Raw genomic sequence first — 11978 nt, 5'->3', positions numbered from 1 at the left:
TACTCGGTCGCCGAACGTGAGAGGAAGTGAGCGACCATGCCACGCGGTTCGAGCCCCAAGCGCGAACGCCAGTACGAGCACATCAAGAAGAGCGCGGAGGAGCGGGGCGAGAGCACCGGGCGGGCCAAGGAGATGGCCGCCCGGACGGTGAACAAGGAACGCGCCCGCTCCGGCGAGTCCAAGACCGCCAGCCGCACCTCCACCCAGGACATGTCCTCCGGCAAGCGCGGCGGGCAGCGGTCCGGGAAGGGCTCCCAGGGCCCGACCCGCGACCAGCTCTACGAGGAGGCCAAGCAGCGCGGCATCAAGGGCCGTTCGGACATGAACAAGAGCGAGCTGCAGCGGGCCCTGGGCAAGTGAGCCGGCCGACCCCGGAGCCTCAGGCGAGCGTTTCCCGGAAACGCTCCAGCTCCGGGGCCGTCTTCGTCGCCACGAACTCCGTGACGCGGTACGTGCACACCCCGGCGGTCACGAACGGGTCGCCCGCGGTGATCTCCTCGATCCGCTCCCGGCTCTCGGCGACGGCGAGGATCACCCCGCCGTCACGGGGGCTTTTGCGGCCGGACGCGAGGCAGACACCCTGCGCGTACAGCTCGTTCAGCCAGTCCACATGGGCGTCGAGCACGGCGTCCACGGCTTCCAGCGGGGCGGTGTAGGTCAGCTCCAGTACGAACATGATCGCGAGCCTACGCTCCCCGGGTCACCGGCCCGGGGCCCGGGCGGCCGGCCCGGCGGCGCTCCCGGCAGCGGCCCCGGCGGCGTAGTCTCACGATCATCATGACGACCGTACGGATTCCCGCGGGCTGGCCCGCGACCGAGGAGCAGGCCCGCGCCGTCCAGGACGAACTGCGGGCCCGGGTGGTGCTCGACGAGCCGGGACCGGCCCCGGGCACGGGGTACGTCACCGGGGTCGACGTCGCCTACGACGACGAGCGCGACGTCGTCGCGGCGGCGGCCGTGGTGCTGGACGCGGCGAGCCTTGAGGTCCTTGCCGAGGCCACCGCCGTGGGCGGCGTCTCCTTCCCGTACGTGCCCGGCCTGCTCGCCTTCCGTGAGATCCCCACGGTGCTGGCCGCCCTCGACGCCCTGTCCCGCCCGCCCGGCCTGGTCGTGTGCGACGGGTACGGCCTCGCCCACCCGCGCCGCTTCGGCCTCGCGAGCCACCTGGGCGTGCTCACCGGTCTCCCCGTGATCGGCGTCGCCAAGAACCCCTTCACCTTCACCTACGACGAACCGGGCACCCGGCGCGGCTCCTCCTCGCCGCTGCTCGCGGGCGAGGAGGAGGTCGGCCGGGCCCTGCGCACCCGGGACGGCGTGAAGCCGGTCTTCGTCTCCGTGGGCCACCGCGTCGCCCTCGACAACGCCTGCGCCCACGTCCTCGCGCTCACCCCGGCCTACCGCCTCCCGGAGACCACCCGCCGCGCGGACTCCCTGTGCCGAAGGGCGCTTCAGGAGGCGACCTCTCGGGAGGCGGCCTCTCCGGAGGCGACCACCCGCCATTCGCCCACGTCCCGGTAGCCCGAGTCGTAGATGTCGGAGCGGTCGCCCGGCCGCAGCGGGTAGTGACGGACGTTGCCGGCCCAGTACCGCAGGATCCGGCCGAGTTCCGCCACCGGGTCGTCCTTCAACGCGCCCTCGTCCAGGGCGACTTCGAGTACGAATTTCATGCCCTCAAGTGTTTCATTGAACTCCCCGTTGAGACTTTTCCCACCGCCTTGGGGGAGGGCCGGGGGAAAGTCTCAAACGGCGGTGCCGTGCGGGCCCGCGGCGGGCGCCCCGGACTGAGTACCTGTTCTGAGTAGCCGTACGGATGCCCCGCCCCGCCGCCCTCGGCCAGGCTGGCGCCCATGACGACGCATCGCGCTCCCGCCCGCCGTTCCGCCCCGCCGCTCACCGACCCCGACCGGCCCGTCGAGCGCGCCGTGACCGCCGCGCTGGTGCTCGCCGCGCTGGCCGGGTTCGCCTGGATCTGCGGGATGGTCTACACGGTCGTGCAGTGGCCCCGGTAGCGCCGCCGGATCAGCGGGAGCGCCGCGTCAGGCGTGCGCGGCGACCCGGAAGCGGATGCCCGCCGCGCCCAGCCGCTCGGTCAGCGCCTCGCCCATCGCGACCGCCGTCGTGACCTGCCCGGCCGTCGGCGGCAGGTCGTCCAGGGCCAGGCAGAGCGCCGACTCGGCGAACATCTTCGCCGTCTCGCCGTAGCCGGGGTCGCCGCCGGAGACCTCGGTGAAGACGCGCCGGCCGCCGCCCTCGCCGACGAACCGCACCCTGAACCAGCTCCTGGCCCGCTTCTCGGCGTCCGGCCCCTCGCCCGGCTCGATCCGGTCCGCCAGCCAGCGCCGGACGGGCGGAACCTGGGCCGCCGCGAACAGCGCCCCCACGGCGGCGACCCCGCCCACCGCCACGGGCAGATGCCGTACGGCGGCGTAGTGGCGGTAGCGGAAGTCGGGGCCGTAGGCCTCCAGGGCCTTGGCCGAGCGGCGCACGATCTGCGGGTCGATGGTCGGCAGCGGCAGCGCCCAGGCCCCGATCTCCTTGGCGAACCGGGGTGTTCCGGTCGGGGCCAGCGCGCGGCGGCCCAGCAGCCGGGGCTCGTGCCGGCGGCGCTCCCGGGCGGCGGCCAGCATCTGCGGTCCGCGGGCGAACTGGCCGAGCGCCGAGGCGAAGGTGCCGCCGGAGAACGTGGCGTCGGCGGTCACGAATCCGTCCACCCGCAGCGGTACGCCCTCGGGCAGCTGCCGGACGGTGAACAGCGCCCCCAGGTCGTGCGGCACGGAGTCGAAGCCGCAGGCGTGCACCAGCCGGGCGCCCGTCTCCCGCGCGCGTGCGTCGTGCCGGACGTACATCAGGTCCACGAACTCCGGCTCGCCGGTGAGGTCGAGGTAGTCGGCGCCCGTGTCGGCGCAGGCGGAGACGAGCTGTTCGCCGTAGCGGATGTACGGGCCGACGGTCGTCGCGACCACGCGCGCGTGCTCGGCGAGGGAGTGCAGGGAGGCCGGGTCGTCGACGTCCGCCCGCAGGACGCCGACCCGCTCGCCGCCGGGCAGCCGCTCGCGCAGTGCGGCCAGCTTGCGCTCGCTGCGGCCGGCGATCGCTCAGCGGACGTCGTCCGGCGCGTGCGCGGCGAGGTACTCCGCGGTCAGCGTCCCGACGAAACCGGTGGCCCCGAAGAGCACGATGTCGTACGGGCGGTCCGTCCTGTTCAGCCTGTTCATGACACTCCTCGCGTCGTGCGGCCGCGCCGCTGTCGGTGGCTGAGGCTAGCGTGAGGAGTGCTCCGCCCGTGCTCCGCCCTGGACGGGGGCGGGCACCCCGTACGCACAATGGACTAAGCGCTTGCTCGTGAGGTCTTGTGCCCGGTGGAACGTGTTCTTAGCATCACTGGTGTTACATCGTTTGTGTCATATCGACGTCCACGGCGAGGGGGCCGGATGGCGGCAGCACCGACAGCGGGTCAGGGCCCTCTCAGCGGCGTGCGCGTGGTGGAGCTGGCCGGCATCGGCCCCGGCCCGTTCGCCGCCATGCTGCTGGCCGACCTCGGCGCCGACGTGGTGCGGGTCGACCGCCCCGGCGGACCCGGCCTCGGCATCGACCCCGCCGTCGACGTCACCAACCGCAACAAGCGCTCGGTGGTCGTCGACCTCAAGGCGGCCGACGGTCCGGCCCGCGTCCTGGACCTCGCCGCCCGCGCCGACGTCCTCATCGAGGGGTACCGCCCCGGCGTCGCCGAACGCCTCGGCGTGGGCCCCGCAGACTGCCACGCCCGCAACCCCAGGCTCGTCTACGGCCGGATGACCGGCTGGGGCCAGCACGGGCCGCTCGCCCCGGCCGCCGGCCACGACATCGCCTACCTCGCCCTCACCGGCACCCTCGGCATGATCGGCGCCCCCGACCGGCCCCCGGCCGCCCCCGCCAACCTGCTCGGCGACTACGCGGGCGGCTCCCTCTACCTCGTCGTCGGCGTCCTCGCCGCACTGCACCACGCGCGCGTGAGCGGCACCGGGCAGGTCGTCGACGCCGCCATCGTCGACGGCGCCGCCCACCTCAGCGCCATGATCCACGGCATGCTCGCGGCCGGCGCCTGGCAGGACCGGCGCGGCGCCAACCTCCTCGACGGCGGCTGCCCCTACTACGGCACGTACGAGACCTCCGACGGCCGCCACATGGCCGTCGGCGCGCTGGAGCCGCAGTTCTACGCCGAGTTCGTCCGCCTGATCGGCCTCGGCGACCGCGTCGCGGACCACACGGACGTCACCCGCTGGGGCGAACTGCGCGAGGCCGTCGCGGCCCGCTTCCGCACCCGCACCCGGGACGAGTGGACCGCCGTCTTCGAGGGCACCGACGCGTGCGTGGCGCCCGTACTGTCCCTGCGCGAGGCCCCCCACCACCCGCACCTCGCCGCCCGCGGCACCTTCACCGACCACGGCGGCCTCACCCAGCCGGCCCCGGCGCCCCGCTTCTCCGCGACCCCGACCGCCGTCCGCACCGGCCCCGCGCGGCCCGGAGCCGACACCGAGGACGTGGCCCGCGACTGGGACGCGCCCCGCCTCCTGGCCGCGGCGGACGACCGCGGCCGCAGCCCTCGCCCCGAACCCCTTGAGCGAAAGGCCTCCTCGTGAGCACCGAAGCGTACGTGTACGACGCGATCCGCACCCCGCGCGGCCGCGGCAAGGCAGGCGGCGCCCTGCACGGCACCAAGCCGATCGACCTGGTCGTCGGCCTCATCCACGAGCTCCGCGACCGCTTCCCCGGCCTGGACCCGGCCGCCATCGACGACATCGTGCTCGGCGTGGTCGGACCGGTCGGCGACCAGGGCTCCGACATCGCCCGCATCGCCGCGATCGCCGCCGGGCTGCCGGACACCGTCGCCGGCGTGCAGGAGAACCGCTTCTGTGCCTCCGGTCTGGAGGCCGTCAACATGGCCGCCGCCAAGGTCCGTTCGGGCTTCGAGGATCTCGTCCTCGCGGGCGGGGTGGAGTCGATGTCCCGGGTGCCGATGGCCTCCGACGGCGGCGCCTGGTTCAACGACCCGATGACCAACCTCGCCGTCAACTTCGTCCCGCAGGGCATCGGCGCCGACCTCATCGCCACCATCGAGGGCTTCACCCGCCGGGACGTCGACGAGTACGCGGCGCTGTCCCAGGAGCGGGCCGCCACCGCCTGGAAGGAGGGCCGCTTCGAGCGCTCCGTCGTCCCCGTGAGGGACCGCAGCGGCCTGACGGTCCTCGACCACGACGAGCACATGCGGCCCGGCACCACCGCCGACTCCCTCGCCAGGCTCAAGCCGTCCTTCGCCGACATCGGCGAACTCGGCGGCTTCGACGCCGTGGCGCTGCAGAAGTACCACTGGGTGGAGAAGATCGACCACGTCCACCACGCCGGCAACTCCTCCGGCATCGTCGACGGCGCCTCCCTCGTCGCCATCGGCTCCAAGGAGGTCGGCGAGCGCTACGGCCTCACCCCGCGCGCGCGGATCGTCTCCGCCGCCGTCTCCGGCTCCGAGCCCACCATCATGCTCACCGGGCCCGCCCCCGCCACCCGCAAGGCCCTCGCCAAGGCCGGGCTGACCATCGACGACATCGACCTCGTCGAGATCAACGAGGCGTTCGCCGCGGTCGTCCTGCGCTTCGTGAAGGACATGGGCCTGTCCCTGGACAAGGTGAACGTCAACGGCGGCGCCATCGCCCTCGGCCACCCGCTCGGCGCCACCGGCGCGATCATCCTCGGCACGCTCGTCGACGAGCTGGAGCGGCAGGACAAGCGCTACGGCCTCGCCACGCTCTGCGTGGGCGGCGGCATGGGCATCGCCACCGTCGTCGAGCGCGTCTGACCCCCTCCCAACGGATCACCACGGACCTCCACGGAGCAGCTTCCATGAGCACTGAGCCCACCACCATCCGCTGGGAGCAGGACGACACCGGCGTCGTCACCCTCGTCCTCGACGACCCGAACCAGTCGGCCAACACCATGAACCAGGCCTTCCGGGCCTCCATCGCGGCCGTCGCCGCGCGCGCGGAGGCCGAGAAGGACTCCATCCGCGGCTTCATCTACACCTCCGCCAAGAAGACCTTCTTCGCGGGCGGAGACCTCAAGGACATGATCAAGGCCGGCCCCGAGGACGCCCAGCGGGTCTTCGACACCGCCACCGAGATCAAGAGCGCCCTGCGCCGCATCGAGACCCTGGGCAAGCCCGTGGTCGCCGCCCTCAACGGCGCGGCCCTCGGCGGCGGGTACGAGATCGCCCTCGCCTCGCACCATCGCATCGCGCTGGACGCCCCCGGCTCCAAGATCGGCCTGCCCGAGGTGACCCTCGGCCTGCTGCCCGCGGGCGGCGGCGTCACCCGCACCGTCCGCCTCATGGGCATCACCGACGCGCTGCTGAAGGTCCTCCTGCAGGGCACCCAGTACACGCCCAAGCGCGCCCTGGAGAACGGCCTCGTCCACGACCTGGCCCACACGCCCGAGGAGATGCTCGCCAAGGCCCGCGCCTTCATCGACGCCCACCCCGAGTCGCACCAGCCCTGGGACCTGCCCGGCCACAAGATCCCCGGCGGCACCCCGGCGCACCCGAAGTTCGCCGCCAACCTGCCCGCCTTCCCCGCCAACCTGCGCAAGCAGCTGGGCGGCGCCCCCTACCCGGCGCCGCGCAACATCATGGCGGCGGCCGTCGAGGGCGCCCAGGTCGACTTCGAGACGGCGATCACCATCGAGACCCGCTACTTCACCGAGCTGGTCACCGGGCAGACCGCCAAGAACATGATCCAGGCGTTCTTCTTCGACCTCCAGGCCGTCAACGCCGGCGCCAACCGCCCGAAGGGCGTCGAGCCCCGCCAGGTCCGCAAGGTCGCCGTGCTGGGCGCCGGGATGATGGGCGCCGGCATCGCCTACTCCTGCGCCCGCGCCGGCATCGAGGTGGTCCTCAAGGACGTCTCCCTGGAGGCCGCCGTCAAGGGCAAGGGCTACTCCGAGAAGCTGTGCGCCAAGGCCGTCGCCAAGGGCCGTACCAGCCAGGAGAAGGCCGACGCGCTGCTCGCGCGCATCACGCCCACCGCCGAGGCCGCCGACCTCGCCGGCTGCGACGCCGTCATCGAGGCGGTGTTCGAGGACACCTCGCTCAAGCACAAGGTGTTCCAGGAGATCGAATCGGTCGTCGCGCCGGACGCGCTGCTGTGCTCCAACACCTCCACCCTGCCCATCACCCAGCTCGCCGAAGGGGTGGAGCGGCAGGCCGACTTCATCGGTCTGCACTTCTTCTCGCCGGTCGACAAGATGCCGCTGGTGGAGATCATCAAGGGCGAGCGCACCGGCGAGGAGGCCCTCGCGCGCGCCTTCGACCTGGTCCGGCAGATCAACAAGACGCCGATCGTCGTCAACGACTCGCGCGGCTTCTTCACCTCACGGGTCATCGGCCACTTCATCAACGAGGGCGTGGCCATGGTCGCCGAGGGCGTCGAGCCCGCGTCGGTGGAGCAGGCCGCGGCCCAGGCGGGCTACCCGGCGAAGGTGCTGTCCCTGATGGACGACCTGACGCTCACCCTGCCGCGGAAGATCCGCAGCGAGACGAAGCGGGCGGTGGAGGAGTCCGGCGGCACCTGGACGCCGCACCCCGCCGAGGCCCTCATCGACCGCATGGTCGACGAGTTCGGCCGCACCGGCCGCAGCGGCGGCGCCGGCTTCTACGAGTACGACGAGAACGGCAAGCGCGTGCGCCTGTGGCCCGGCCTGCGCGAGCACTTCACGAAGCCGGGGTACGAGATCCCCTTCCGGGACATGCAGGAGCGCATGCTCTTCGCCGAGGCGCTGGACACCGTCCGGCTGCTGGAGGAGGGCGTGCTGACCTCGGTCGCCGACGCCAACATCGGCTCGATCCTCGGCATCGGCTTCCCCGGCTGGACGGGCGGCGTGCTGCAGTACATCAACGGCTACGACGGCGGCCCCGCCGGATTCGTGGCACGCGCGCGTGAACTCGCCGAGCGCTACGGCGAGCGCTTCACGCCGCCCGCGCTGCTGGTGGAGAAGGCGGAGAAGGGGGAGACGTTCACCGACGGCCGCTGAACGCCGGGCTCACCCGGCGCCCCCGCTTCACGAGGCGCGCGCCGGGCGTCATCCCTCGTCGCCGTCCAGCCACTCCCGCAGCTCCTCCTTCAGCGACCGCTGGAAGGTCGTGAGGAGGGCCTGCACCACCAGCGGGTGCATATGGGCGGACAGCGACTTCACGTCCTGCGGGCCGAGGTCGGCGACCGCGGCCCGCAGCAGCCCCGACAGCTCCCGGGCCGCCGCCCGGGAGTGCTCGATCAGGACGGTACGGGCCGCCAGCACGGTCTCCTGCGACAGCGGTACGTCCAGCAGCTCGACGCCGAGCCGCAGCAGCCCGGCGTCGACGCGGAAGCTGTCGCCGTCTCGGGCGACGACGTCCATCGCGGTCAGCCGCTCCACCTCCGCCTCGGACAGCGGACGCCCCGCCCGGCGGTCCAGCTCCTCCCGGCTCAGCGACTCCACCGTGTCCGGCGCCCACGACGCGACCACCGCGCGGTGCAGCGCCAGATCCCGGGCGCTGAGGTCGGCCGGCAGCTGCCGCAGGTACCGCTCGATCGCCGCCAGCGTCATGCCCTGGTGCTGCAGCTCCTCGATCAGCGCCAGCCGCGCCAGATGCCCGGCGCCGTAGCGGCCCACCCGGCGCGGGCCGAGCACGGGCGGCGGGAGCAGACCCCTGGTGCCGTAGAAGCGGACCGTCCGCACGGTGACGCCCGCTCGGGCGGCCAGCTCGTCGATCGTGAGGGTCGGCTCGTCGGTGGTCGTCATGTGCAGCAGTATCGCTGTCTCACCAATGCTGTGACACCTGTGAGGAGAAGAAAACGGCAGGTGAAGGGCGTGTGAGAAGAACCGCTCTGTGACATGGACCATCGCATGACGGCTGATCCCTCTGGGAAGCTGCTGCCTTGGTCTGTGCCGCGACCGGTGGTGCGGGCCGAGGCACGTAAGCACATCCGGCGGAGAACCCGCTCGGGCGCACCACAGAACGGATCCACCCCGTGAGCAAGGACGCCGTGCACACGGCACAGGTCGCCGCCACCCCCGAGGCGACCCGGACGCCCGCGGACGCGGGCGACGCCGGCTACAGCAAGGACCTCAAGCACCGCCACGTCAACATGATCGCGATCGGCGGCGCGATCGGCACCGGCCTCTTCCTCGGCGCCGGCGGCCGGCTGCACAACGCGGGCCCCGCGCTCGCCCTGGCCTACCTCGTCTGCGGCGTCTTCGCCTTCTTCGTCGTGCGCGCGCTGGGCGAGCTGGTCCTGTACCGCCCGTCGTCCGGCTCGTTCGTGTCGTACGCGCGCGAGTTCCTCGGCGAGAAGGGCGCCTACGTCGCCGGCTGGATGTACTTCCTGAACTGGTCGACCACCGGCATCGCCGACATCACCGCGATCGCCCTGTACACGCACTACTGGAGCTTCTTCACCCCGATCCCGCAGTGGGTGCTGGCGCTGATCGCGCTCGCCGTGGTGCTGGCCGTGAACCTGATCTCCGTGAAGATCTTCGGCGAGATGGAGTTCTGGTTCGCCATCGTCAAGGTGGCCACGCTCGTCGCCTTCATGCTCGTCGGTATCTTCCTGCTGGCCACGCAGCACCAGGTGGGCGGCCAGACGCCCGGCCTGAGCGTGATCACCGACCACGGGGGCGTCTTCCCGCACGGGCTGATGCCGGTGGTCCTCGTCATGCAGGGCGTGATCTTCGCGTACGCCGCGCTGGAGCTGGTCGGCGTCGCCGCGGGCGAGACCGCCGAGCCGGAGAAGATCGTCCCGCGCGCCGTGAACTCGATCATGTGGCGTGTCGGCCTGTTCTACTGCGGCTCGGTCATCCTGCTCGCCCTGCTGCTGCCGGGCTCGGTGTACTCCGCCGACGAGAGCCCCTTCGTCACGGTCCTCTCCAAGATCGGCGTCGACGGCGCCGGCGACGTGATGAACCTCGTCGTCCTCACCGCCGCCATGTCCTCGCTCAACTCCGGCCTGTACTCCACCGGCCGCATCCTGCGCTCCATGGCGATGGCGGGCTCGGCGCCCAAGTTCACCCGCGTGATGAGCCGCAGCCAGGTGCCCTACGGCGGCATCCTGCTGACCTGCGGCATCTGCGTGCTGGGCGTCGGCCTGAACTACCTCGTGCCCAGCCAGGCCTTCGAGATCGTGCTGAACGTCGCCTCGCTCGGCATCATCAGCACCTGGGTGATCATCATGATCTGCCACCTGGTCTTCGTCCGCCGCGCCAAGGCCGGCCTCCTCGCCCGCCCGTCCTTCCGCCTCCCCGGCAGCCCGGTCACCGAGATCGCGACGATCGCGTTCCTGCTGGCCTGCCTCGGCATGATGTGGAACGACCCGGAGGTCGGCCGCAAGACCCTCCTCCTGATCCCCGGCATCGCGGTCCTCCTCGTAGCAGGCTGGTACGGCGTCCGCCGCCGCGTCTCCCAGGAGACGGACCGGGAACTGGGCAAGATCACGCAGTAACCGGTCTAGGGGGCGTTTCCCCAGGCCACGGCGATTGTCAGTGGCATCGCCTACGGTGGCGTCATGTCGGAGATCACTTATGTCCGGGGTGACGCCACCGTGCCGTTCGGCAAGGGCGTCAAAGTGATCGCCCATGTCGCGAACGACATCGGGGGATGGGGGAAGGGCTTCGTGCTGGCGCTCTCGCGCCGCTGGCCGGAGCCTGAGAAGGCCTACCGCGCCTGGCACCGGGCGCGGTCGACGAACGACTTTGGGCTGGGCGCCGTGCAGTTGGTCCAGGTCGAGCCGTATGTGTGGGTGGCGAACATGATCGGCCAGCGGGGGATCAGGACCGGCAGCAACGGCGTCCCCGTGCGCTACGAGGCCATCGACACGGCCCTCGGCCGCCTCGCCGACCACGCCGAGAAACTGGGCGCTTCGGTGCACATGCCCCGGATAGGCTGCGGACTCGCGGGCGGCAGATGGTCCCGCATCGAGCCGCTCATCCAGGAGCGCCTGGTCAAGAGGGGGGTCACCGTGACGGTGTACGACCAGGGGGAGGACTCGCGATGAGCCGGGACATCGACGTGCTCGTGCTGGGTGGGGCCGGGGTCGACACGATCGTGTACGTGCCCGAGCTGCCGTTGCCCTACGCGGACAGCTATCACATCGACTCCGGGATCCGGACCCGTGCCGGGCAGACCGGGGACTTCATGGCGTTGGGGCTGGCCGCGCTGGGGCTGAGCACCCATCACCTCGATCTGGTCGGTGACGATCACGAGGGGGACCTCGTCCGGGCTCTGCACCGGGAGCACGGCATCGCGTTCACCGATGTGCCGCAGCCGGCCGGCACCAAGCGGGCGGTCAACCTCGTCGGCCCCGACGGCCGTCGGCTGTCCCTGTACGACACCAGTCGCGCACGGCCCGGCGACCGGCTGCCCGAGGACACCGTCCGCGCCCTCGCCGAGCGCGCCCGGCATGTGCACGTGTGCATCACCCAGCCGTGCGCCGACGCCCTGCCGCTGCTGCGGGAGACCGGAGTCGGCGTCTCCACCGACCTGCACGACTGGGACGGGGAGAATCCGTACCACGAGGCGTTCGCCTACGGCGCGGACATCGTGTTCCTCTCCGCCGCCGCCCTCACCGACCCCGAGGCGGTCATGCGCCGCGTCGCCGAGCGCGGCCGGGCCCGGATCGTCGTCGCCACCGCCGGCGCCGAGGGCGCGTATCTGCTCGCCGACGGCGATGTGACCCACGTACCGGCGGTGGCGCCGCCCGCCCCGGTGGTGGACTCCAACGGGGCGGGCGACGCCTTCGCGGCGGCCTTCCTCCACGGCCTGCTCGCGGGCGAGACGCCCGAGCGGTGCGCCCGCTTCGGCGCGATCGCCGGCGCCCACGCCTGCACGATCCCCTCGACCGAGGCATCGGCGATCACCCGGGACGAACTGCTGGCCCGCGCGGCCGAGGCGGACCCGGCGCCATCCAGACCCTGACCGGGCG

At 72.3% G+C, this 11978-nt stretch carries 12 protein-coding genes and 1 pseudogene; 9 read left to right on the top strand and 4 right to left on the bottom strand.

Translation table 11 applies throughout. The annotated features are described in order from the left end of the window. The first annotated feature begins 36 nt into the window (after positions 1 to 36). A complete protein-coding gene (locus IE308_RS05285) occupies positions 37 to 360 on the top strand; it encodes a plasmid stabilization protein (protein ID WP_110633316.1) in 324 nt (107 codons plus the stop codon). A 19-nt stretch (positions 361 to 379) separates the two neighbouring features. Here the strand turns inward: IE308_RS05285 and IE308_RS05280 are convergent, their stop codons facing one another. Beyond that, on the bottom strand, positions 380 to 676 hold the full coding sequence (locus IE308_RS05280; protein ID WP_190216779.1) for a YciI family protein: 297 nt from the start codon (positions 674 to 676) through the stop codon (positions 380 to 382). Positions 677 to 777: 101 nt separating this feature from the next. Between IE308_RS05280 and IE308_RS05275 the strand changes: the two genes are divergently transcribed. After that, entirely contained in the window at positions 778 to 1518 is a 741-nt protein-coding gene (locus IE308_RS05275) for an endonuclease V (RefSeq protein ID WP_190216778.1), read from the top strand. Here the strand turns inward: IE308_RS05275 and IE308_RS05270 are convergent. After that, positions 1449 to 1667, bottom strand: coding sequence for a hypothetical protein (locus IE308_RS05270; RefSeq protein ID WP_190216777.1), 219 nt, complete (start codon positions 1665 to 1667; stop codon positions 1449 to 1451). The genes IE308_RS05275 and IE308_RS05270 overlap by 70 nt on opposite strands. A gap of 180 nt (positions 1668 to 1847) precedes the next feature. Between IE308_RS05270 and mmpA the strand changes: the two genes are divergently transcribed. Then, a complete protein-coding gene (mmpA, locus tag IE308_RS05265) occupies positions 1848 to 2009 on the top strand; it encodes a morphogenic membrane protein MmpA (RefSeq protein WP_190216776.1) in 162 nt (53 codons plus the stop codon). Positions 2010 to 2036: 27 nt separating this feature from the next. Here mmpA and IE308_RS05260 read toward each other — a convergent pair. Further along, a pseudogene (locus IE308_RS05260) lies at positions 2037 to 3215 on the bottom strand (saccharopine dehydrogenase family protein). A 216-nt stretch (positions 3216 to 3431) separates the two neighbouring features. Here IE308_RS05260 and IE308_RS05255 point away from each other — a divergent pair. The 3 genes from IE308_RS05255 to IE308_RS05245 are packed head-to-tail and all read left to right on the top strand — an operon-like array spanning position 3432 to position 8055. Next, on the top strand, positions 3432 to 4619 hold the full coding sequence (locus tag IE308_RS05255) for a CaiB/BaiF CoA transferase family protein (RefSeq protein ID WP_190216775.1): 1188 nt from the start codon (positions 3432 to 3434) through the stop codon (positions 4617 to 4619). After that, a complete protein-coding gene (locus tag IE308_RS05250; protein ID WP_190216774.1) occupies positions 4616 to 5830 on the top strand; it encodes an acetyl-CoA C-acetyltransferase in 1215 nt (404 codons plus the stop codon). The genes IE308_RS05255 and IE308_RS05250 overlap by 4 nt, the downstream gene beginning before the upstream one ends. A gap of 44 nt (positions 5831 to 5874) precedes the next feature. Next, complete coding sequence (locus IE308_RS05245; RefSeq protein WP_190216773.1) at positions 5875 to 8055, top strand: 3-hydroxyacyl-CoA dehydrogenase NAD-binding domain-containing protein; 2181 nt, start codon at positions 5875 to 5877, stop codon at positions 8053 to 8055. Between the two features lie 48 nt (positions 8056 to 8103). Here the strand turns inward: IE308_RS05245 and IE308_RS05240 are convergent, their stop codons facing one another. Beyond that, positions 8104 to 8802, bottom strand: coding sequence for a MerR family transcriptional regulator (locus IE308_RS05240; RefSeq protein ID WP_190216772.1), 699 nt, complete (start codon positions 8800 to 8802; stop codon positions 8104 to 8106). Positions 8803 to 9032: 230 nt separating this feature from the next. Between IE308_RS05240 and IE308_RS05235 the strand changes: the two genes are divergently transcribed. From IE308_RS05235 to IE308_RS05225, 3 genes are all read left to right on the top strand, one after another. Continuing rightward, positions 9033 to 10499: an amino acid permease gene (locus tag IE308_RS05235; protein ID WP_190216771.1), complete on the top strand. Its 1467-nt coding sequence runs from the start codon at positions 9033 to 9035 to the stop codon at positions 10497 to 10499. Between the two features lie 63 nt (positions 10500 to 10562). Continuing rightward, on the top strand, positions 10563 to 11051 hold the full coding sequence (locus IE308_RS05230; protein WP_190216770.1) for a macro domain-containing protein: 489 nt from the start codon (positions 10563 to 10565) through the stop codon (positions 11049 to 11051). Next, a complete protein-coding gene (locus IE308_RS05225) occupies positions 11048 to 11971 on the top strand; it encodes a PfkB family carbohydrate kinase (protein WP_190216769.1) in 924 nt (307 codons plus the stop codon). Before IE308_RS05230 ends, IE308_RS05225 begins: the two co-directional genes overlap by 4 nt. The last annotated feature ends 7 nt before the right edge of the window (positions 11972 to 11978 follow it).

Source organism: Streptomyces griseosporeus (genome assembly GCF_014656055.1).
GTDB classification, from domain to species: domain Bacteria; phylum Actinomycetota; class Actinomycetes; order Streptomycetales; family Streptomycetaceae; genus Streptomyces; species Streptomyces griseosporeus.
Note: the sequence above shows the minus strand (reverse complement) of the source record. Positions and strands in the feature narration are given on the sequence as shown.

Coding starts and splice junctions, on each gene's coding strand:
- IE308_RS05225 (WP_190216769.1), top strand. CDS start 11,048: ATGAGCCGGGACATCGACGTGCTCGTGCTGGGTGGGGCCGGGGTCGAC.
- IE308_RS05230 (WP_190216770.1), top strand. CDS start 10,563: ATGTCGGAGATCACTTATGTCCGGGGTGACGCCACCGTGCCGTTCGGC.
- IE308_RS05245 (WP_190216773.1), top strand. CDS start 5,875: ATGAGCACTGAGCCCACCACCATCCGCTGGGAGCAGGACGACACCGGC.
- IE308_RS05275 (WP_190216778.1), top strand. CDS start 778: ATGACGACCGTACGGATTCCCGCGGGCTGGCCCGCGACCGAGGAGCAG.
- IE308_RS05255 (WP_190216775.1), top strand. CDS start 3,432: ATGGCGGCAGCACCGACAGCGGGTCAGGGCCCTCTCAGCGGCGTGCGC.
- IE308_RS05270 (WP_190216777.1), bottom strand. CDS start 1,667: ATGAAATTCGTACTCGAAGTCGCCCTGGACGAGGGCGCGTTGAAGGAC.
- mmpA (WP_190216776.1), top strand. CDS start 1,848: ATGACGACGCATCGCGCTCCCGCCCGCCGTTCCGCCCCGCCGCTCACC.
- IE308_RS05280 (WP_190216779.1), bottom strand. CDS start 676: ATGTTCGTACTGGAGCTGACCTACACCGCCCCGCTGGAAGCCGTGGAC.
- IE308_RS05285 (WP_110633316.1), top strand. CDS start 37: ATGCCACGCGGTTCGAGCCCCAAGCGCGAACGCCAGTACGAGCACATC.
- IE308_RS05240 (WP_190216772.1), bottom strand. CDS start 8,802: ATGACGACCACCGACGAGCCGACCCTCACGATCGACGAGCTGGCCGCC.